The sequence below is a fragment of the Rhodococcus opacus B4 genome (genome assembly GCF_000010805.1).
Classification (GTDB): Bacteria; Actinomycetota; Actinomycetes; order Mycobacteriales; family Mycobacteriaceae; genus Rhodococcus_F; species Rhodococcus_F opacus_C.
Map to the genome: position 1 here is coordinate 2,135,844 of NC_012522.1, position 20,714 is coordinate 2,156,557.

Consider the following 20,714-nt stretch of genomic DNA (forward strand, 5'->3'; position numbering starts at 1 on the left):
TTCGGTCCTCTGTTCGTCAGCGAGGTGCCATGCGGATGGCGCCGTCGAGGCGGATGGTCTCGCCGTTGAGGTAACCGTTCTCGAGGATCTGGCAGGCGAGCTGCCCGAACTCGCTGGGCTTGCCCAGACGCGACGGGTTCGGCACCGACTTCTCCAGCGACGCGCGCACGTCCTCGCGGAGCCGGGCGAGGAGCGGGGTGTCCATGATCCCGGGGGCGATGGTGCACACCCGGATGTTGCGGCTGGCGAGGTCCCGGGCGGCGGTCACGGTCATGCCGACGATACCGGCCTTCGATGCGGTGTAGTTGATCTGGCCGATCTGGCCCTCGAATGCGGCGACGGACGCCGTGAGCACCACAGCGCCGCGCTCGCCGTCGACCTCGTCGAGGCGCGCCATCCGCTCCGCGCCGAGGCGCAGGGCGTTGAACGAGCCGACGAGGTTGAGCCGGATCACGAATTCGAAGTCCTCGACCGAACCCGCCTTGCCGTCGGAGTCGAGGATGCGCATGCGGCGTCCGGCGCCGGCGCAATGCACGAGGCCGCGCAGTCCGCCGCGCTCGTCGGCGACGTCGAGTGCGGCCGCGAACTGCTCGGAATCGGTCACGTCGGCGGGCGCGAACTGTGCGGCGCCGCCCAGTTCCTTCGCCGCCGCCTCGCCGTCGGAGTTCGGCAGGTCGATGAGCGTCACCTGGGCGCCCGCGTCGACGAGGCGGCGTGCGGTCGCGAGCCCGAGACCGGACGCGCCGCCGGTGACGGCTGTCGAAATTCCCTTGAGTTCCATCGTGCGCGTGTTCCCTTCGAAAGATGTTGTCGGATCAGAGAAGTTCGAGAATGGTGGCGTTGGCGAGACCGCCCGCCTCACACATGGTCTGCAGTCCGTACCGAATGCCGTTGTCTCGCATGTGGTGGACGAGGCGGGTCATGAGGATCGCCCCGGAACCGCCGAGCGGGTGCCCGACCGCGATGGCGCCGCCGAGCGGATTGAGCCGATCGGTCGCGGCGCCGGTCTCCGCCTGCCACGCCAGCGGAACAGGGGCGAACGCCTCGTTCACCTCGAATGCGCCGATGTCGTCGATCTTCAGCCCCGAGCGCGACAGTGCCTTCTCCGTCGCGGCGATGGGTCCGGTCAGCATGATCACCGGGTCGTCGCCCGCGACGGCGCACGTGTGGATGCGGGCCATCGGGGTCAGGCCCAGTTGGGCGGCCTTCTCGCTCGTCGTGACGAGCAGAGCGCCCGCGCCGTCGGAGATCTGCGAGGAATTGCCGGCGTGGATCACGCCGTCCTCCTTGAAGACGGTCTTCAGCTTGCCGAGCGACTCGAGTGTGCCGCCGCGGCGGATACCCTCGTCACCGGCGAGGACGTCTGAGAGCGGTGCGAGTTGTCCGTCGAATGCGCCCCGATCCGCGGCGGCGGCCGCGAGTTCGTGCGATCGCAGCGCGTACTCGTCGAGCGTCTGACGGGACAGCCCCCACTTGTCGGCCATCATCTCGGCACCGGTGCCCTGGCTGAACCCACCGACGCCGTAGCGGTCGAGGACGGCCGCCGGAAAGTGCTCGCCGTTCGTGCTCGCGCTGCCCATGGGAACCCGGCTCATCGACTCCACGCCACCGGCGACGACGACGTCCTCGTGGCCTGCGATGACGGTGGCGGCCGCGAAGCTCACTGCCTGCTGACTCGACCCGCACGCCCGGGTGAGGGTGGTGCCCGGCACCGATTCGGGCCAGCCCGCGGCGAGCACGGCGGTGCGGGCGACGTTGCCCGCCTGCTCCCCCACCTGGCTGACACAGCCCCAGACGACGTCGCCGACCTGATCCGGGGAGAGTCCGGTGCGCGCCGCGAGGGCCTCGAGAACGTGCGCCGACAGATTTGCGGGGTGGATTCCGGACAGGGAACCGCCACGCCGCCCGATGGGCGTGCGGACGGCGTCGACGATCACTGCATCGCGCATGGTGTGTTCCTTCGATCTGAGGGGGTGACTCGAATCAATCACGGGCGTTGTCGTCAGCACAACGACTTTCGGCCGATCGCAGCGTTAGTTCGTGCCTATGGCCGCAGCGTCGCCCCGGACCAGCTTCTTGTCGCGCTCGGGGTTCGCGAGGAGCAACGCCCCGACGGCGCACACCGCGGCGACGAGCCCGAGAGCCTGGAATGCGGTGGCGTACCCCGCGGCCGGCGAGGCGGCCGCGTCGACGATCAGACCCGTCGCGTAGGGGGCGACGAGGCCGCCGATCGCCATGACGGCGAGGAACACGCCCAGGGTGCCCGCGGTCTGGCGGGGCGGGCAGATCTCCGAGATCGCCGCGTTGAGCAACGGAAACACCGACGCGGCGAAGCCGTAGCCGACGGAGACGACGAGGACGGCCACCGCGGGAGCGGTGATGGACGGGAGGGCGAGCAGGATCGCACCGCAGATCAGCACCCCGACGGCGGGGACGACGACGCGGACCACACGGGACGTCGAGCCGCGTGCGAGCAGACGGTCGCCGATCACGGACGACAGCAGCATCAGGATCAGCCCGGCGATGCTCGGGAACGCGAACATCGAACCGGCCTGCAGGCGGCTGTACCCGAGGCCCACCTCGAAGTACGACGGCAGCCACGTCAGAACCACGGCGACCAGCGCGTACACGCTCATGACGAGAAGCGCGCCGCTGATGAACGTGCGGGTCCGGAAGATGCGACCCCACGGCACCGCCGGTTCGCCCGCGTCACCGGCGGCCGCGGAATCGGCACCCTTGCCGCTGCGAATGTACGGGCCTTCGCTCCAGACGGTCAGCCACACGACGCACCACAGAACTCCGATGGCGGCCAGCGCGACCAGCGCGTAGCGCCACCCGAACGTGACGGTCACGAACGCGAGAGCCGGCGCGACGGCGATCTTCGCGATCGATGCGGCACCGGCGAGCAGGGCGCTCGGCAGTCCGCGCTTGGCGGGTGCGTGCCACGAGTACGCCGCCGTGTGCAGCAGAGCGGAACTCGGACCTTCCGCGAGCCCGAGCAGCAGGCGACTGATCAGCAGCACCGCGAAACTCGCGACGACCACGAGCGGAAGTATCGCGACGGACCAGGCGATCGCGAGCAGCAGCAGCGCCCATCGCAGCGACATCCAGCGGTTCAGCGCACCGGCGAAGAAGCCGCCGACGGTGAACGTCAGGAAGAAGAGGCTTCCCACCAGCCCGATCTGCGAGGCACTCAGTCCCAGTTCGTGGGCGAGGGGCTGGGCGATGATGCCGAGGACGGCCTTGTCGGCGTAGTTGACGACGTAGAGCAGCACGAGGAGCGCGGTCAGGCCCCAAGCGCGGCTGCGGGACTCGGAACCGATGGCGACGGCCCGGTCGAGGGTGGCAGAGGAGCGGGTCACGTGGTGATCCCTTCGGAAGACGTGGTGGCGTGGGTCACAGTATCTGGGTTCATTCAACGGACGGGGGTGCCCGCGATCAATACGCACTCGGCGAAGGCACCGGCTACGCCTGCCTATGGGTCGTGATTGCATTGGACTCCGCTATTCGACCGATAGCCCGAACGCCCCTAGCCGGGCCCCCGCGGATCGGGCATTCTCGACCCAGGAGCCGCGTCGCCCGAGCCGTCGGCCGAACCGAGTTCTGCCATCGGCAGGGGCGTACTGCGCAGTGACGCACTGCAATTCGAAGGAGAAAGATCGTGCAGCGTACGGTGTTCAACGAGGATCACGACGCATTCCGGAAGACGATCCGCGACTTCATCGCCAAGGAAGTCGCTCCCGTCCACCACGAGTGGGAGGACGAAGGGCATCCGCCGCGGGACTTCTACCGCCGTCTCGGTGAGCTCGGCGTGCTCGGGATCCAGGTGCCGGAGGAGTTCGGCGGCGGCGGTGAGAAGAGTTTCAAGTTCGCCGCGGTGGTCGGCGAGGAGACGGCGGCCGCCGGCGTCACGTTCGGCAGCTACTCGGTGCACACCAACCTGATTCTGCCGTACCTGCTCGAGTACGCCAGCGACGAGCAGAAGCAGCGGTGGCTCCCGGGGTTCGCGTCCGGCGACATCATGTTCGCGATCGCGATGACCGAGCCGGGCACCGGTTCGGACCTCGCGAACATCGCGACGTCGGCGAAGCTGTCGGCGGACGGGTCGCATTACGTCCTGAGCGGCGCGAAGACGTTCATCACCGGCGGCGCGCTCGCCGACCGGATCCTCGTGGTGTGCCGCACCGCGCCCAGCACCCCCGAGGACCGCCGGGCCGGTCTGACCATCCTCGTCGTCGACACGACCGCCGAGGGTTTCGCGGTGGGCCGCAAGATCGAGAAGATCGGATTGAAGGCCTCGGACACCGCCGAACTGTCCTTCACCGATGTCAAGGTGCCGGTGGCGGACCGCCTCGGCGAGGAGGGGGCCGGCTTCCGCTACCTCACCCACAACCTCGCGCAGGAACGTCTGTCCATCGCACTCGGCGGGTCGGCGACCGCGGCCGCGGCGCTGCAGCACGCGATCGCATACGTCAAGGAGCGCACGGTGTTCGGCAAGCCCGTCGCGGCGTTCCAGAACACCAAGTTCGTGCTCGCCGAATGCGCCACCGAGGTGGAGGCGATCCAGCTGATGGCCGACCGCGCACTCGAACTGCACGATGCCGGCGAGCTGACGGTCGCCGATGCCGCGAAGGCGAAGCTGTTCTGCACCGAGGCGGCGGGCCGGGTCATCGACAAGTGCTTGCAACTGCACGGCGGTTACGGCTACATCCTCGAATACCCCATCGCGCGCCTGTACGCGGACACCCGCGTGTCCCGCATCTACGGCGGGACCAGCGAGGTCATGAAGACGATCATCGCCAAGGATCTCGGCCTCTGACCCCACACACCAACAGTATGGGCGTACCGTTTGAAGGCGTGGACGACATCTGGGATCCGGACAAGTACCTCGCCTTCGCGGACCATCGGGGGCGCCCGTTCTACGAGTTGCTCTCGCGCGTCGACGCGCGGTCACCCCGCCGCGTGGTCGACCTCGGCTGCGGTCCGGGAAACCTGACCGTCAGCCTCGCCCAGCGGTGGCCGGACGCCGTCCTGGAGGCCTCCGACAGCTCCCCCGAGATGGTCCGGGCCGCACGTGACCGCGGCCTCGACGCCGCCCGGCTGGACATCCGCGACTGGACGCCGCAGCCCGACACCGACGTCGTCGTCTCCAACGCCGCACTGCAGTGGGTGCCCGAGCACCGGGAATTACTGCGCCGCTGGCCGGCGCAACTGCCGTCGGGGGCGTGGATCGCGGTGCAGGTCCCCGGCAACTTCGACGCGCCCTCGCACGCGATCGTCCGGGACCTCGCCGGGAGTGAGCGCTGGTCCGGGTCGCTCTCGGACATACCGTTCCGGGCGGACGACGTCGTCGACGATCCCGCCGGGTACGCGGGCCTGCTCGCGGACGCCGGATGCGCCGTCGACGCCTGGGAGACCACGTACGTCCAGCAGCTGACCGGCGAGAACCCGGTGCTGGAGTGGATCACCGGGACGGCGCTCCGCCCGGTCAAGGACGCCCTGCCGGAGCAGGACTGGGAACGCTTCCGGCAGGAACTCGTCCCGCTCCTCGACGAGGCGTATCCCCGGCGACCGGACGGGAGCACGTTCTTCCCGTTCCGGCGCATCTTCGTCGTCTCCCGGGTGCCGTAGACCCCGGTCAGCCGTGATGCCTGCGGTACGCCGCGGCCGCTCCGGGGTGCAGCGGAACGCCGGCCGTGACGATCAACGACTGCCGGTCCAGGAACTGGCTGCCGGTCGCCTGATCCGGCACCAGCTCCGCCGCGTGGTCGATCAGCACCTCGACGATCGCGCCCGCGGCGCTGTCGGACACGGCCGGATCGGCGAGAAGCAGGTTCGCGAGACCGATCGTCGCGACCGGCGTCTGCTGTCCGTAGGTGCCGGGCGGAATCAGCACCGGCTCGTAGCGCGGGCCGAACCGCTCCCGCAGCAGTTCCAGTTCGGCGGACAGGTCGAGTAGCCGCAGCGGGATTCCGAGATCGGCGAACGACGGCGTCGGCACACCGCCCGCCCACAGAACCGCGTCGACGGTGCCGTCCCGCAGGGCCTCCCCCGCGTCGGTCATCGACAGGTGTAGCCGCGTCACGTCGCCCGGACCCGCCAGGCCCAGCACGTCCAGGATGCGCTCGCCCGTCAGTTCCGCGCCGGAGCCTGTGGCGCCCAGACTGATTCGCGCGCCCCGCAGCTGCGCGGTGTCCATGATTCCGGAGTCGGCGCGCACCGCGAGCTGCATGTAGTTCTCGTACACCTTGCCGAGGGCGGTGAACGCGGCGCCGGCCTCCATGGCCGACACGGCGGCATCGGCGAGGCTCAGGGCCAGTTCCGCGTCCCCGGACGCCAGCGCCGCCAGATTCTCCATCGACCCGGCGGTCCGGACCGGGACGATGCCCACCGGCACTCCGGCACGGTCCGCGGCCGCGGCCGTCAGCTGAGCGAACTCCCAGAAGAATCCGCCCTCCTCACCCGCGGCGAGTCGCAGCGGATCGGCACCGCTGTCCGAGCACGCGGCGAGCACCGAACCGGCCGCCGCGGTCGCGCCCGCGGCGACGAGGCCACGGAGAAATGCACGCCGGGTGATCACGGCGCCACCGCCGGAAGTGTCAGCGTCACCCGGAGCCCGTGTGGCCGCTCCGCGGCGACCGCGAGCGACCCACCGCCGCCCTCGACCAGTGCGGTCGCGATGGACAGCCCCAGCCCGGTGCCTTGCTGCGCCGCCCCGGACCCGCGGAAGAACCGCGAAGACAGTTTGCCGATCTCGTCCTCGTTCACCCCGACCCCGTCGTCGCTCACCCGGATCTCGATTCCCGCCGCCGACTTTCCGGTGTCGATCCGGACCGTCGCCCCTCGGCCGGCGTACGCGTGCGCGTTGCTCAGCAGGACGTCCAGGACCTGGGAGAGGTGACTGTCCCGGAAGTCGGCGACCAGCGGCTCCGCCGGGGGTCCGAGCACGATCCCCATTGCCGACTCCCCGAAAGCTTCCGTCCAGGCATCGGCCCGGTCAGCCAGGACGGCGCCGACGTCGCACCCGACGTGCGCGGTCCCGTCGCCGGAGTCGGTGTCGGGCGATTCGGCGACGGCGAGCGCCAGCAGGCCGTCGAGGATTCCACCGAGCCGATCGACCTCCATGCCTGTCCGGCGGTAGGTTTCGGCGCCGGCCTCGGCGACGTGCGGTCCGAGGGAATCGAGCCGGATATGCAGGGCCGCGAGAGGGTTCCGTAATTGATGGGCGGTGTCAGCGATCAACTGACGCTGTGCCTGGCCCGACGCCTGGACGGCGCCCGACATGGTGTCGAACGCCTTCGCGAGTTCCTGCACCTCCGGCGGTCCGCTGTACCGGCCGGAGGGCCGCCCGGAGTTGCGTCCCGTCCGCGGGCGCGGGGACGGGACCGCCTCGGTGAGGGCGCCGACCCTGGCGGTGAGCGCGCCGAGCGGACGAACGGTCCACCGGGACAGCGCGATCGCGACGGCCGTGACCGCCGCCAGCGCGCCGAGTGCCCCCGCGGCGATCACCAGCCACGACGTCCGGATCGACTCGCGCGCGGCGCGGGTGGACACGTCCAGGACGACGGCGCCGTCCACCTGCGCGCCGGTGCCGACGGGCACGGCCGACAGCACCCGGTCCGCCGACCACGGACTCAGCGAACCGCTGATCCCCTGCTTCTGGTTGCGCAGTCCCGCCGTGACGGCCGCGGCGACGTCGGAGTCGTCCGGCGTCAGTCCCGCCGCCGCGCGGACGTTGCCCCTGGCGTCGACGATGAGGACGCCCTCGCCGTACAACTCGTGGTAGCGGGCCACCTCCTCACGCAGCAACGTGGCGCTTCCGGGTGCCTGGGTCTGCCCGGCGAGTCCGGCGAAATGCGTCGCGTCCGCCTCCCTGCTCAGTCGCAGTGCCTGGGTTCGCCCGGCGCTGGTGGCCAGCGCCAGCGGGACCGCGAACGCCACCACCGCGACGGCCGCGAACACCAGCAGAACGGCGAGCACCCGGCGGCGCACGTCACGTACCCCAGCGGTAGCCATACCCGCGGATGGTCGAGATGAGCCCGGGGCGGCCCAGTTTCGCGCGCAGCCCCGTCATGTGCACGTCGAGGGTGCGGGAGATGGCCACGTACGCGTCGCCCCACACGGCGTCCATCAACTGCTGACGGCTCACGGCGGCGCCGGGACGGGTGACGAGCACCTCGAGAAGCTCGAACTCCTTGGCCGTCAACGTAACCGGCGCCCCACCGACCTCCACCTCGCGCGCCGCCAGATCGACCACCACGTCACCCTCGGTGACCGTCTGCTCAGCCGAGGGTCCGGTCGCGCGCCTGCGCTGGGTCACGACGTCGAGCCGGGCCAGCAGTTCCGCGAGCCGCGCCGGTTTGACGAGGTAGTCGTCCGCGCCACCGCGCAGTCCCCGCACCACCGACCGTTCGTCGTCGCGGGCGGTGAGGATCACCACCGGAACGTCGCTGACGGCCCGCAGCTGCCGGAGCACCTGCAGGCCGTCCGCGTCGGGGAGACCGAGGTCGAGGATCACCGCGTCCATACCGCGATGGCCGAGAAGGAGATCGGAGCCGCGGCGCATGCGCACCGCCTCGTGGCCGTGGGTTCCCAGCGCCTCCACGAGTGCGTCGCCGACTCCGTCGTCGTCCTCGACCACCGCGATCTGCACGTCACTTCCCTTCGATCAGCTCCGCGAGTCGACCAGCTCGGCGTCGTCGTCCGGGGTGTCCTCCCGGCTGGTCGTCCGGTCGAGGGGCGAACCGTCCGAAGTCTCACGCATGAAGAAGTAGACGACGAGCGAGATGGCGATACACCCGGTCACGTAGTAGAAGAATAGCGATTCGTGGCCGGCCCGCTTCAGGGCGAGGGCGACGGTCTCGACGGTTCCGCCGAAGATCGCCAGCGTGAGGGCGTACGGCAACCCGACGCCGAGCGCGCGGACCTTCGTCGGGAACAACTCGGTCTTCACGATCGCATTCACCGACGTGTACCCGGTGACGACGATCAGTCCCAGCATCATCAGCGCGAACGCGACCAGGGGGTTCGTCGTCTTCCCGAGCACCGTCATCAGCGGCACGGTCAGGATGGTTCCGCCCACACCGAAGAAGATGAGCAGCTTCCGGCGCCCGATGCGGTCGGACAGTGCGCCGCCGATCGGCTGCAGCACGATGAACACCAGCAGGGCCGCGAAGTTGATCCACGCCACCGTGTCCTTGGAGATGCCGGAGGTGTTGATCATGTACTTCTGCATGTACGTGGTGTACGTGTAGAACGCCACGCACCCACCCAGCGTCAGCGCGCACACCAGCAGGCACTCGCGCGGGTACTGCAGCAGCATCCGCAGCGAACCCTCCTTCGGCCCCGACGTGCCTGCGTCACGCTTCGCCTCCACCTCGTCGGTGAACGCCTCCGACTCGTCCATCGTGCGACGGAGCCACATCACCGCGACGGCACCGGCGGCGCCGATGACGAACGGGATCCGCCAGCCCCACGACTGCATGGCCTCCGCAGGCAATGTCAGCTGCAGGACGATCTGCACACCCAGCGCGATCAGCTGACCGGCGACGAGCGTGACGTACTGGAAGCTCGAGTAGAACCCGCGCCGCCCCGGCGACGCGACCTCGGCCAGGTAGGTGGCGCTGGTGGCGTACTCGCCGCCGACCGACAGTCCCTGCAGCATCCGGGCGATCACCAGGAGCACCGGAGCCGCGAGCCCGATGCTCGCGTAGGACGGCGTGACGGCGATGACGAGCGAACCCGCCGCCATCACGGTCACCGACAGGGTGAGCGCCGAGCGACGGCCGCGGCGGTCGGCGTACCGGCCCATGATCCAGCCGCCGATCGGCCGCATGAGGAAGCCGACCGCGAAAACAGCTGCCGTGGACAGCAACTGCGCGGTCGTGTCGCCCTCGGGGAAGAACTCCTTCGCGAAATACACGCTGAACGCCGCGTAGACGTACCAGTCGTACCATTCGATCAGGTTACCGACCGAACCCTTCAACACATTGCCGATGACTCGGCGTTCACCCGTCGATGTGGTGCTCACGCGGGACTCCTCTCGATGCCCTGGATCTCTGCGTTCACACCACAGTGGGTCACGTCACATCGCTACGGAAGGGGTCCGGCGGCTTCCTAACACTCCCTTAGGAAAGAGCCCCCGTGAGTACTTATCAACCGCGGGACGTTAACAAGCACTCACGGCTGGGGTGTCCTCGCCGAGCCGCGGCGGGGCGCTGCGATAGCTCGCCGGGGTGGCGCTGAGCCGGATCGGGTTCGCCACCTGACGCACCGGCCGGTCCCGGCGCGGGTCGTCGATCTCGACCACCGGAGTCAGCCCGAGCCGCTCCGCCAGCGCCACCGCGTCGGCGATGTCGTTGAGTGGCCCGCACGGGACACCTTGCGCGGTCAGCTTGTCGAACCACGCGTCCGCGGAGTCCGCGGACAGCGCGTCGGTGATGTCCCGGACCAGTTGCTCGCGGTGCGCCACCCGTTGCGTGTTGGTCGCGTACCGCTCGTCGTCGGCGAGGTCCGGAACACCGAGAACCTGGACGAGAGAAGCGAACTGACGGTTGTTGCCGACCGCCAGCACCAGCGGACGATCGCCCGTCTCGAACACTTCGTACGGAGCGATGCTGGGGTGCCGGTTGCCCATCGCCTGCGGGACGACACCGGCGCCCACATACCCCGACGTCTGGTTCGCGAGAGCGGACAGCAGCGACGACAGCAGGTTCACCTCGACCCGCTGCCCCTCCCCGCTCCGGTCCCGGTGGCGGAGGGCCGCCAGGATCCCGACCGCGGCGTGCAGTCCGGTGATGACGTCGACGACGGCCACCCCGACCTTCGTCGGAACACCGGGTGCGGGTCCGGTGATGCTCATCAACCCGCCGACAGCCTGGATCAGGAGGTCGTAACCGGGCAGGTCGTTCTGGCCGCCGAACCCCGTCACGGAGCAGTAGACGACGTCGGGATTGATCTCCCGCACGGCGTCGTAGCCGAGCCCGAGCCGGTCCATCGTGCCGGGCAGGAAGTTCTCCACCACCACGTCCGCCCGGGCGGCGAGTTCCCGCGCCTGTTCCAGGTCGGCGGGGTCGCGCAGGTCCCAGGCGAAGGACCGCTTGTTGCGGTTGACGGACTGGAAGTAGGTGGACTCGTCGCCCACCCACGGCGGCCCCCACTGCCTCGTGTCGTCGCCGACGCCGGCGCGTTCGATCTTCACGACCTCCGCGCCGAGATCGGCGAGCAGCATCGTGGCATACGGCCCGGCGAGCACCCGTCCGAAATCGGCGATCAGCAGGCCGTCCAGGGATGCACTGCTCACCGGAACGCTGCCTCGCCCGTCAGTGCCTTGCCGATCACCAGCTGGTGCACCTCGGACGTGCCCTCGTAGGTGAGCACCGACTCGAGGTTGTTGGCGTGCCGGATCACGGGGTATTCCAGCGTGATTCCGTTGGCGCCGAGAATGGTGCGGCATTCGCGGGCGATCGCGATGGCCTCCCGGACGTTGTTCAGCTTGCCCGTGCTGACCTGCTCGGAGCGTGCCTCGCCGCGGTCCTTGAGCCGTCCGAGGTGGTACGCGAGCAGGTGACCCTTGCCGACCTCGAGCGCCATGTCGGCGATCTTGACCTGGGTGATCTGGTACGCGGCGAGCGACTTGTCGAACACCTGACGGTCCTGCGCGTAGGAGATGGCGGACTCGAGGCAGTCGCGGGCGGCGCCCATCGCGCCGAAGATGATGCCGAACCGGGCCTCGTTGAGGCAGCCCAGCGGTCCGGACAGCCCCTTGGCCTCCGGCAGCATCGCGGATTCGGGCAGTCGGACGTCCTCGAGCACGAGTTCGGAGGTGACGGACGCCCGCAGCGACATCTTGTGCTTGATCTCGGGTGCCGAGAAACCGGGGGTGTCGGTGGGGACGACGAATCCGCGGATGCCGTCGTCGGTGCGTGCCCACACGACCGCGACGTCGGCGACGGAACCGTTGGTGATCCACATCTTGGTGCCGTTGAGGATCCAGTCGTCACCGTCCCGCTTGGCGTTGGTGCGCATGCCGGCGGGGTTGGAGCCGAAGTCGGGCTCGGTGAGACCGAAGCAGCCGATCGCCTTGCCCGCGGCCATGCGGGGCAGCCATTCCTGCTTCTGGTCCTCGCTGCCGTAGTGGTGGATCGCGTACATGGCGAGGGAACCCTGCACGGACACGAGGCTGCGGATTCCGGAGTCGACGGCCTCGAGTTCCAGGCAGGCCAGGCCGTACGCGGTGGCGCTCATGCCGGCGCAGCCGTATCCCTCGAGGTGCATGCCGAGCACGCCGAGTTCGCCCAGACCTTCCGCCAGCTCGCGCACGGGCAGCGCCGCCGCCTCGAACCATTCGCCGATGTGGGGCCGGATCTTCTCGTCCGCGAAGCGGCGCACGGTGTCGCGGATCGCGATCTCCTCGGTGTCGAGCAACGAGTCGAGGGCGAACAGCTGGGACAGGGTCTGCGAGTCGGACATTGTTCCTCCGCGGGGCCGGTGGGGCTGGTGTGCAAACGTTCGCGAGAACGATTGCACGAACGATTTCGTCACGTAGACTAGGGCGCGTTCCGGCGGGCGTCAACCACGAGGCCCGCCGAGCCCCCATCCCCGAGCACGAGGATTGCCCGTGAACCTGCCGGACCGCCCGACCCGCACCTCCGGGCGTCCGCCGACCCTCCGCGAGATCGCCGAACGCGCCGGTGTCCACGTGTCGACGGCGTCCCGGGTGCTCCGGCAACCCGAACCCGCCGACGGCTGGTCCGAGGCCGCACTGCGGGTGCGCGAGGTGGCGGTGGAACTCGGCTACCAGCCCAACCTGTGGGCCGCGAGCCTGCGGACCCGCAAGACCACCACCCTCGGCGTCGTCATGCCGCGACTCACCGACGGAGTGGTCGCGACCATGTTCCAGGGCATCGAGGAGACGGCCACGCAGGCCGGCTACTCGGTGCTGCTGTCGAGCCCACCCGACGACCTCGACGCCCAGCGCCGCGCCATCGAGTTCCTCGTCAGCAGGCAAGTGGACGGCCTCCTGCTCAGCAGCCTGCACAGCCCCGGCCGCGAATTCGTCGACTCGCTGTCGGTGGGCGCGCTGCCGATGCTGCAACTCAACCGGCACGCCGACGTCGGTCTGCCGTTCGTCTCCGGCGACGACCACCGGGGCGGCTACCTCGCCGGACGCCATCTCCTCGACCGCGGGTTCACCGAGATCGCCGTCATCGCCGGCCCCGACCATGCGAGCACCTCCCGGGACCGGCTCGCCGGATTCCGGGACGCGCTGGCCGAGAACGGCATCGATCTGCGGCCCGATCGCGTCGTCCGCTCCGACTTCGACGTGTCCGGCGGCGTCGCCGCGGCCACCGTGCTCCTGGAATCGGATTCGCGCCCCGAGGCGATCTTCACCGTCAGCGACACCATCGCGATCGGCGTCCTCGGCGTCGCCCGGGACCTCCGGCTTCGGATCCCCGAAGACCTCGCACTGGTCGGGTACAACGACATTCCCGTGGTCGCCCAGCTGCCGGTGCCGCTGACCACGGTCCGGTCACCCGCCCGCCTGATCGGCGCGACGGGTGTGCGTCATCTCCTGTCGCTCATCGCGGGCAACGACGTCGAATCGGTGAAGCTCCCGGTCGAACTGGTGGAGCGGGCGTCGACCGGGAGGTAGTCAGAGCTTTTCCCGCAGTTCGCGTTTGAGCAGCTTACCGCTCTGGTTGCGGGGCAGTTCGTCCACGAACACCACCTGCTTGGGCACCTTGAACGGCGCGATGCGTTCCTTGACGTGGGCGATCAACCCGTCCGGGGTCACACCGGACGCGCTCTCCCGCAGCACCACCACCGCGGTGATCGCCTCGATCCACTTCTCGTCCGGGGTCCCGATGACGGCCACCTCGGCCACGTCCGGGTGCGTGTAGACGGCGTCCTCGACCTCCCGCGACGCCACGAGGATGCCGCCGGTGTTGATGACGTCCTTGATGCGGTCGACGACGGTGATGTACCCCTCGGGGTCCCGCGTCACCAGATCGCCCGAGTGGAACCAGCCGTCGCGGAACGCCTCCGCGGTGGCGTCGGGGTTGTCCCAGTACCCCAGGCACAGTTGGGGCGACCGGTAGAGCACCTCGCCCGGCGTGCCGTCCGGAACGTCGTTACCGTCCGGATCCACCACCCGCGTCTCGACGAAGAACACGGCCTTCCCGCACGACGACGGCCGCTCCTCGTGTTCCTCCGGTTGCAGCACCGTGGCGAGCGGACCGATCTCGGACTGCCCGAAGCAGTTGTAGAAGCCCAGGTCGGGGTAGCGTTCGCGGAGCCGATTCAGCACCGTCACCGGCATGATCGACGCGCCGTACTGCGCCTTCGTCAACGACGACAGGTCGCGGGTCTCGAGATCCGGATGTCCGGCGAGCGGCACCCACACCGTCGGTGCCAGGAACAGCGAGCCGATGCGATCGGCTTCGATGCGCCGCAGGATCTCCGGGATGTCCGGGGTCTGCATCAGATGCACCGAGGCGCCCACGGACAGGTACGGCAGCATGAACACGTGCATGCCCGCCGAGTGGTACAGCGGCATGCAGATCAGCGGATTGTCGCGCTCGTTCAGGGCGAGCGCGATCACGGAGGACACGTACTCGTGCACGAGGCCGCCGTGAGTCATCATGGCGCCCTTCGGCTTCGACGTCGTCCCCGACGTGTACAGCAACTGGGCCAGGTCGGTGGACGCGACCGGCACGGCGAGCGCGGGAACGTCGCCGGAGCCGGCGTGGGCGAGCAGCGAGTCTTCGACGTCGCGCAGGGGCACCACATGACGCAGGTCGAGCGCGTCCCGGACCGAATCGAGGGTGTCTCCCAGCGCCGGATCGACCAGCACGGCGACGCTCCCGGACTGCGACACCAGGTAGGTCAGCTCTTCGCCCTTGAGAGCGTAGTTGACGGGGACGTGCACGAGACCCGCACGCGCGCAGGCCAGGAACCCGATCGCGTACGCGTCCGAGTTGGTGCCGTACGCGGCGACGCGCTCACCGGCCGACAGTCCCAGCGACTGCAGGTAGGCGGCGGCGCGGCTGACCGCGTCGTCGAGTTCCCGGTACGTCCACGTGCGGTCCTCGAACGTCAGCGCCCTGCGGTCGGGGAACTTGGCGGCCGAGCGCCGCAGCACTCCGTCGACGGTATCGGTGCGCGCATCCAGACTCATGCACGAAGGTTATAGGACGTCCAACTACCCCGCCAGAGGTTCGGGCTACCGCCCCGCCGACACCAGCATCGGCGAGTGCATGTCGTAGTACGTCACCTCGTCGGTCAGCCGGCCTTCCTCCTCGAACAACGACCGCAGGTCGTCCGGTATCTCCAGCTTCTCGTGGGAACGGGCCTCCGCCTCGGATGTGAAGTACACCGCCTCGACGTATCCGCCGTCGCCGTAGGTGCACAGTGTTCCACCGAGGATCTCCGGGCGCAGCTGATGTAGCCGGGGTTCGGCCTGTTCCAGCAACTCCCGCATACGGTGCGAGTCGGTGGTGTGCCCCTCCATGACCTGAACGAATGTGGCCTCGTCTGAGCCGCCACCCATCCACTCCATCACTTCTGGGCAGTCCATGAACGAGACCGGACCCTCGAAGCACCGCTCGGTCTCGGCCCACCACGCACCCTGCTCGGGGCGTTCACTGTTACGGCGGGCCGCATCGGCGGATTCGAATCGCGCCAGTGCGATGAACGTTCCGTCGTCGCACAACCCCTGAGTGCAGCCGAGGAAGCCCGTCGCGCCCGGACGCAACTCCTCGGTCCAGCGGTCCATGCACCGGACGAGACCGGCCTCGTCCGACACCTTTCCTTGAATGATCTGGATGAACATCGATGTCACCTCCCGCGGGACGATCGCCCCGCAGTGAGAACGAACTCGGTGACCGACCCGTCGCGGTCCACCGTCAGCGGGCACCGACGGCCCGCGGCCGCAGCCACTGCACCCTTGATTTTTCGCCGGTTCGCTGGACCACGCAATGCAGCCGGAGCTACTTTCCCTGCCACTGCGGTGTGCGCTTGCCGACGAACGCCTGCATACCCTCCTGGGCGTCGCAGGTGACGGCGTTGGTCGCCATCGTCTCGGCCATCGCCTCGTACGCCTCGTCCTGGGGCAGGTCTATCTGGCGGTAGAACGCCTGCTTGCCGATCTTCACGGTGAGCGGGCTGGCCTTCGTGATCTTCGCGGCGAGGTCCCGGGTCTGCGCGTCCAGGTCCGCCGGCGCCACCACCAGATTCACCAGGCCCCAGTCCGCCGCGGTCTCGGCATCGATCGTCTCGCCGGTGAGCAGCATCTGCAGTGCGCGCTTACGCCCGATCGCGCGGCTGAGCGCCACCATCGGGGTGGAGCAGAACAGGCCGATCTTCACCCCCGGTGTCCCGAACACGGCGTTCGACGACGCAACCACCAGGTCGCACGAGGCCGCCAGCTGACAGCCCGCCGCGACGGCCGCGCCCTGCACGGAGGCGATGACCGGCTGGGGAATGTCCTGCACCGCCTGCATCATCTCGACGCAGGTGTCGAAGATGGCCTGCTCGTCCTCCAGCGTGCGGCCGATCATCTCCTTCAGGTCGTGGCCCGCGGAGAACACCGGTCCTGCAGCCCTGATGACGACGACGCGGGTGGTGTCGTCGTCGCCCAGCTTCCGAAGTGCTGCGGTGACGTCCCGCATGGCCTCGGACGACAGCGGATTGCGCTGTTCCGGGCGGTTCAGGGTGAGGAACGCGACGCCGGTGTCCGGCTCGACAGTGGTCTCGACGAAGTTCTCGGTCATGACTACTGCCTACCACCTGTGAGTACTTGTCAACCGCGGGCGGTTAAGAAGTACTCACAGGTGGAGCAATGCGGGCCCGCACCTCACCGAAGCCGATGCGGGTGCCGTTCGGGCCCGGTGCGGTGGCGGAGATGGCGATCTCGTCGCCGTCCTCGAGGAACGTGCGCTTCTCGTCCCCCACGACGACGGGTTCCTGCCCACCCCAGGTCAGTTCGATGAACGCGCCCCGCTGGTCCTTCTCCGGTCCGGAGATGGTGCCCGACGCGAACATATCGCCCGTGCTGGCGGCGGCGCCGTTGACCGTGGTGTGGGCGAGCATCTGCGCCGGCGACCAGTACATCTGCGCGTACGGCGGCCGGGACACGACGTGCCCGTTCCATTCGACGGCCAGGTCGATGTCCAGACCCCACTTCTCCTCGCCCCGCAGGTACGGCAGCGGCTGCGGGTCCTGGGTCGGGGTGTCGATACGGGCCGCCTCGAGGGCGTCGAGCGGCACGACCCACGGGGAGATGGACGTCGCGAAACTCTTGCCGAGGAACGGACCGAGCGGCACGTACTCCCAGGCCTGGATGTCGCGGGCGGACCAGTCGTTCACGACGACCGCGCCGAACACATACTCCGCGAACTGGTCCGGGGTGATGGTCTCCCCCAATTCGGTCGGGACGCCGACGAGGAAGCCCATCTCGGCCTCGATGTCGAGGCGGCGGGACGGCCCGAAGTCGGGGGCGTCCTGACTCGGGGACTTGCGCTGCCCGCACGGCCGGATCACGTCGGTGCCCGACACGATCACGGTGCTCGACCGCCCGTGGTATCCGACCGGCAGGTGCTTCCAATTGGGCATCAGCGGTTCGGAGTCGGGGCGGAACAGTCGCCCGAGGTTGCTGGCGTGAAATTCGGAGGCGTAGAAGTCGACGTAGTCGGCGACGGCCACGGGCAGGTGCATGGTCACGTCGGCCACCGCGAACACCGCGGTGTCGGCGATGTCGCCCTGGACCAGTTCGGTGATCTGCCCGCGGACCTCGGTCCACCGCGACCGGCCCTGCGCCATGAAGGCGTTGAGGGTGGGCTGGGCGAAGACGTCGTCGCCGAGGGTGGCGGCGAGATCCACGACGGAGTCTCCCACCCGCACCCCGACCCGCGGGGCCGAGCCGGGGGTCGAGAACACGCCGTACGGCAGATTCTCCAACCCGAAGAGGGAATCGGCGGGGATGTCGAGGACGGTCATGCGTGGGCTCCTTGATCGGCGGAGGCGAGAACGGAAGACGGCACGAGGTGCAGCGCGACGAGATCGTCGAGGGGTTCGAGGATGCTGCACGTGCCGAAGGATCGGAAGGCGGTGCGGACGGCGCCGACGACGTCGGCGGGAAGGTCGCTCAGTTCGCGGGCGATCCGTGCGCCGTCGCGCTCGGCGAGGGTGGCGGCGACCCGGTCGACGTCGGCGCCGTCGAGGGCGTACCGGGTGGCGAGCAGCACGTTGAGGAAACCGTGCTGCTCGAACCCGGTGTGCGGATCGGTGTTGCGCACGGCGTGGTGCAGTCCGGCCGTGGCCTTGAACGGAATACCCGTCGTGACCGCGGTGCGGAGCGCGGACCCGAGTTCGGTCTCGTCCGGGTAGGCCTCGGCGGCGACGCCTCCCGTCCGGAACTTGGCCGCGAAGGGTCGGCCGACGAGTCCGGCGAGGAAATCGGCCCGGCGTTCGCCGCGCGGAACCTCCACGAACACGTCGAGGCCGGCGGTGAGCGCCGCGACAGCATCCATCGCGGCGAAGAATTCCGCCGCGGACCGGTAGGCCGGCACCGCGATCTCGAGTGCCACCGCGGCGGCACCGTCGATCTGCGCGAGGCGTTCGAGTGCGGGTTCGAGCGTGGCCGGGCCGCCGGGGAGTGTCAGACTCAGGTCGAGCGCGCCGGATGCCAATTCGTTCAGCCGGGCGACCGGAAAGACGAAGGGGCCGACCAGGTCTGCGTACCGCGCCGACCGGTGCCGGGCGTGCGCGGGCACGGCGTCGGGCAGCGGCGCATTGCCGGGCGGAAAGAGGGCGGCGTCGTCGCAGAGGCCGGTGAACAGCGGGGAGATCACTGCTTCGGCCCCCGTCCTGCCCAGGTCCAGGCATAGCCCGAGTCCTCGCACGCGAGCGCGCCCTCACCGAGTTCGAGCGGGCGGAACGTGTCGACCATGACGGCCAGTTCGTCGAAGAACTCGGCGCCGATGCTTTTTTCGTACGCGCCAGGCTGCGGGCCGTGCGCATGACCGCCGGGGTGAATCGAGATCGACCCCGGCCCGATACCGGAACCCTTGCGCGCCTCGTAGTCTCCGCCGACATAGAACATGATCTCGTCGGAGTCGACGTTGGAGTGGTAGTACGGCACCGGAATCGACAGCGGGTGGTAATCCACCTTGCGGGGCACGAAGTTGCAGATCACGAAGTTGTTGCCCTCGAACGCCTGATGCGCCGGCGGCGGCTGATGCACGCGGCCGGTGATGGGCTCGTAGTCGGAGATGTTGAACGTGTACGGGTACAGGCAGCCGTCCCAGCCCACGACGTCGAAGGGATGCTCCGGGTACACCATTCGCGTACCGACGATCCCGTGCGACGTCCGGTGCTTGACGAGCACCTCGACGTCCGTGCCCTCGGCCTGCAGCGTGCCGGACGGCCCGTGCAGGTCGCGCTCGCAATAGGGCGCGTTCTCCAGCAACTGACCGAACCGCGACAGGTAGCGCTTCGGCGGGACGATGTGACTGTTTGCCTCCATCGCATAGGCGCGCAACGGTTCCGGGCCCTGCGGGATCCACCGGTGGGTGGTCGACATCGGAATCAGAACGTAGTCGCCCTGCTTCGCTTCCAGCGCACCGAACACGGTTTCGACGGTGGCGGCGCCGGATTCGACGTACACCATCTCGTCGCCGATCGCATTGCGGTACAGCGGCGACTCCTTGGCGGCGACCACGTAGGAGATCCGGACGTCCGCGTTGCCGAGGATCAGCCGGCGTCCGGTGACCACGTCGGTGTCGGCCCAGACCGTCTCCGGGAAGAGGTCGTGCAACTTCAGGTGGCGCGGCTTGAGGGGATGGTTGGGGGTCGTGCTCTGGTCGGGCAGCTCCCACACCGTGGCGTCGACGATCGCCGACGGGATGTTGCGGTGGTACAGGAGCGAGGAGTCCGAGGAGAACCCTTCTTCTCCCATCAACTCCTCGAAGTAGAGCTGACCGTTGTCGTCACGGTGCTGCGTGTGCCGCTTGGGCGGAATGTTGCCCACGTGCCGATAGAACGCCATGACCGGCCTCCCTAGAAGTGCGTGTCCGTAGTAGTAAACACATTAACTAATTTACGGGCGTGATGGCAAGCACAGGTTTCCGGAAGGCACGGCAGGGTCAGTTGCGGCCGCGGACGTCGAACTGACTGCGGTTGGTGATCAGCTTGTCGAGCAGCATGACGAGAATGCGCTGCTCCGGCTCGGTGAGGACACTCGCCCAGGCGTGTTCGCGCTCGTTCTGCTCGCGGTAGATCTCGCCGATCTCGCTCCGGCCCTTCTCGGTGAGCGACAACTGCACGGACCGGCCGTCCCGCTCGTCCGGGGTCCGTTCCATCAAACCGCCACTGACCAGCGTCTTCGTCAGATTCGATACGGCCGCCCTGCTCATGCCGGTGAGCTTGGCCGCCGTCTTCGACTCGACGGGCCCGGCCAGCCACGTCACGAACATCAACCGGAACCCCGACCACGACAGCCCGCGCGGCCGGTGAATCGACGACTCCAGGTCGTATGTCACCACGTTCGACGCGCGGTTCAACGTCAGGAGGACCTGGGTGGCGAGTTCGTGCGTCGAGCCGTATTCGGTGCTCAAACGCCTGTTCGCCAGTTCGATGAACGACCAGAAGTCGAGACTGCCGGGCACCTCGACGGGCACCGGCGCTGCGTCATCGGTCATGGGGGAACCCTATCG

19 protein-coding genes are annotated in these 20,714 nt (G+C 68.9%); 3 read left to right on the forward strand and 16 right to left on the reverse strand.

Annotation, left to right across the window (positions count from 1 at the left end):
• Nucleotides 1–16: 16 nt before the first annotated feature.
• From ROP_RS09975 to ROP_RS09985, 3 genes are all read right to left on the reverse strand, one after another.
• Nucleotides 17–781, reverse strand: a complete 765-nt coding sequence (locus ROP_RS09975) for an SDR family NAD(P)-dependent oxidoreductase (RefSeq protein ID WP_012689209.1) — start codon at nucleotides 779–781, stop codon at nucleotides 17–19.
• Between the two features lie 34 nt (nucleotides 782–815).
• Nucleotides 816–1,949, reverse strand: a complete 1,134-nt coding sequence (locus ROP_RS09980; RefSeq protein WP_012689210.1) for a thiolase family protein — start codon at nucleotides 1,947–1,949, stop codon at nucleotides 816–818.
• Between the two features lie 84 nt (nucleotides 1,950–2,033).
• Nucleotides 2,034–3,362, reverse strand: coding sequence for an MFS transporter (locus tag ROP_RS09985; protein WP_012689211.1), 1,329 nt, complete (start codon nucleotides 3,360–3,362; stop codon nucleotides 2,034–2,036).
• 299 nt (nucleotides 3,363–3,661) lie between these two features.
• On the opposite strand from ROP_RS09985, the gene ROP_RS09990 reads away from it, so the two are divergent.
• Entirely contained in the window at nucleotides 3,662–4,819 is a 1,158-nt protein-coding gene (locus ROP_RS09990; protein ID WP_012689212.1) for an acyl-CoA dehydrogenase family protein, read from the forward strand.
• 47 nt (nucleotides 4,820–4,866) lie between these two features.
• Nucleotides 4,867–5,631: a trans-aconitate 2-methyltransferase gene (locus ROP_RS09995; RefSeq protein ID WP_043826414.1), complete on the forward strand. Its 765-nt coding sequence runs from the start codon at nucleotides 4,867–4,869 to the stop codon at nucleotides 5,629–5,631.
• A gap of 7 nt (nucleotides 5,632–5,638) precedes the next feature.
• On the opposite strand, the gene ROP_RS10000 is transcribed toward ROP_RS09995, so the two are convergent.
• The 6 genes from ROP_RS10000 to ROP_RS10025 form a co-directional block, all read right to left on the reverse strand.
• Nucleotides 5,639–6,580, reverse strand: coding sequence for a TAXI family TRAP transporter solute-binding subunit (locus ROP_RS10000; RefSeq protein ID WP_012689214.1), 942 nt, complete (start codon nucleotides 6,578–6,580; stop codon nucleotides 5,639–5,641).
• Nucleotides 6,577–7,992, reverse strand: a complete 1,416-nt coding sequence (locus ROP_RS10005) for a sensor histidine kinase (RefSeq protein ID WP_012689215.1) — start codon at nucleotides 7,990–7,992, stop codon at nucleotides 6,577–6,579. Before ROP_RS10005 ends, ROP_RS10000 begins: the two co-directional genes overlap by 4 nt.
• 1 nt (nucleotide 7,993) lies before the next feature.
• Nucleotides 7,994–8,653 carry a response regulator transcription factor gene (locus ROP_RS10010; RefSeq protein ID WP_012689216.1) on the reverse strand — a complete coding sequence of 220 codons (660 nt, stop codon included), beginning with the start codon at nucleotides 8,651–8,653 and terminating at the stop codon, nucleotides 7,994–7,996.
• 15 nt (nucleotides 8,654–8,668) lie between these two features.
• Nucleotides 8,669–10,030, reverse strand: a complete 1,362-nt coding sequence (locus ROP_RS10015) for an MFS transporter (RefSeq protein ID WP_012689217.1) — start codon at nucleotides 10,028–10,030, stop codon at nucleotides 8,669–8,671.
• Nucleotides 10,031–10,168: 138 nt separating this feature from the next.
• Nucleotides 10,169–11,302: a CaiB/BaiF CoA transferase family protein gene (locus ROP_RS10020; RefSeq protein WP_012689218.1), complete on the reverse strand. Its 1,134-nt coding sequence runs from the start codon at nucleotides 11,300–11,302 to the stop codon at nucleotides 10,169–10,171.
• The gene (locus ROP_RS10025; protein ID WP_012689219.1) at nucleotides 11,299–12,471 is read right to left on the reverse strand and encodes an acyl-CoA dehydrogenase family protein; all 1,173 of its coding nucleotides are present in this window, start codon (nucleotides 12,469–12,471) and stop codon (nucleotides 11,299–11,301) included. Before ROP_RS10025 ends, ROP_RS10020 begins: the two co-directional genes overlap by 4 nt.
• A gap of 148 nt (nucleotides 12,472–12,619) precedes the next feature.
• Between ROP_RS10025 and ROP_RS10030 the strand changes: the two genes are divergently transcribed.
• A complete protein-coding gene (locus ROP_RS10030) occupies nucleotides 12,620–13,654 on the forward strand; it encodes a LacI family DNA-binding transcriptional regulator (protein WP_012689220.1) in 1,035 nt (344 codons plus the stop codon).
• Here ROP_RS10030 and ROP_RS10035 read toward each other — a convergent pair whose 3' ends face one another.
• The 7 genes from ROP_RS10035 to ROP_RS10065 all read right to left on the reverse strand — a co-directional run bounded on the left by ROP_RS10035 (nucleotide 13,655) and on the right by ROP_RS10065 (nucleotide 20,699).
• Complete coding sequence (locus tag ROP_RS10035; protein WP_012689221.1) at nucleotides 13,655–15,178, reverse strand: acyl-CoA synthetase; 1,524 nt, start codon at nucleotides 15,176–15,178, stop codon at nucleotides 13,655–13,657. It lies immediately after the preceding gene.
• A gap of 45 nt (nucleotides 15,179–15,223) precedes the next feature.
• On the reverse strand, nucleotides 15,224–15,832 hold the full coding sequence (locus ROP_RS10040; protein WP_043824524.1) for a hypothetical protein: 609 nt from the start codon (nucleotides 15,830–15,832) through the stop codon (nucleotides 15,224–15,226).
• Between the two features lie 157 nt (nucleotides 15,833–15,989).
• Nucleotides 15,990–16,772, reverse strand: coding sequence for an enoyl-CoA hydratase (locus ROP_RS10045; RefSeq protein WP_012689223.1), 783 nt, complete (start codon nucleotides 16,770–16,772; stop codon nucleotides 15,990–15,992).
• A gap of 43 nt (nucleotides 16,773–16,815) precedes the next feature.
• Entirely contained in the window at nucleotides 16,816–17,997 is a 1,182-nt protein-coding gene (gene fahA / locus ROP_RS10050; RefSeq protein ID WP_012689224.1) for a fumarylacetoacetase, read from the reverse strand.
• Nucleotides 17,994–18,851 (reverse strand): hypothetical protein, encoded by an 858-nt coding sequence (locus ROP_RS10055; RefSeq protein WP_012689225.1) that lies wholly within the window; start codon nucleotides 18,849–18,851, stop codon nucleotides 17,994–17,996. Before ROP_RS10055 ends, fahA begins: the two co-directional genes overlap by 4 nt.
• Nucleotides 18,848–20,047 (reverse strand): homogentisate 1,2-dioxygenase, encoded by a 1,200-nt coding sequence (locus ROP_RS10060; protein ID WP_012689226.1) that lies wholly within the window; start codon nucleotides 20,045–20,047, stop codon nucleotides 18,848–18,850. The genes ROP_RS10055 and ROP_RS10060 overlap by 4 nt, the downstream gene beginning before the upstream one ends.
• Before the next feature lie 97 nt (nucleotides 20,048–20,144).
• Nucleotides 20,145–20,699 carry a MarR family winged helix-turn-helix transcriptional regulator gene (locus tag ROP_RS10065; RefSeq protein WP_012689227.1) on the reverse strand — a complete coding sequence of 185 codons (555 nt, stop codon included), beginning with the start codon at nucleotides 20,697–20,699 and terminating at the stop codon, nucleotides 20,145–20,147.
• Nucleotides 20,700–20,714: the final 15 nt, after the last annotated feature.

Bases quoted from the DNA above. Each gene is read 5' to 3' on its own strand.
- ROP_RS09975 (WP_012689209.1), bottom strand. From the start codon at position 781: ATGGAACTCAAGGGAATTTCGACAGCCGTCACCGGCGGCGCGTCCGGT.
- ROP_RS09980 (WP_012689210.1), bottom strand. From the start codon at position 1,949: ATGCGCGATGCAGTGATCGTCGACGCCGTCCGCACGCCCATCGGGCGG.
- ROP_RS10025 (WP_012689219.1), bottom strand. From the start codon at position 12,471: ATGTCCGACTCGCAGACCCTGTCCCAGCTGTTCGCCCTCGACTCGTTG.
- ROP_RS10035 (WP_012689221.1), bottom strand. From the start codon at position 15,178: ATGAGTCTGGATGCGCGCACCGATACCGTCGACGGAGTGCTGCGGCGC.
- ROP_RS10040 (WP_043824524.1), bottom strand. From the start codon at position 15,832: ATGTTCATCCAGATCATTCAAGGAAAGGTGTCGGACGAGGCCGGTCTC.
- ROP_RS10045 (WP_012689223.1), bottom strand. From the start codon at position 16,772: ATGACCGAGAACTTCGTCGAGACCACTGTCGAGCCGGACACCGGCGTC.
- fahA (WP_012689224.1), bottom strand. From the start codon at position 17,997: ATGACCGTCCTCGACATCCCCGCCGATTCCCTCTTCGGGTTGGAGAAT.
- ROP_RS10060 (WP_012689226.1), bottom strand. From the start codon at position 20,047: ATGGCGTTCTATCGGCACGTGGGCAACATTCCGCCCAAGCGGCACACG.
- ROP_RS10065 (WP_012689227.1), bottom strand. From the start codon at position 20,699: ATGACCGATGACGCAGCGCCGGTGCCCGTCGAGGTGCCCGGCAGTCTC.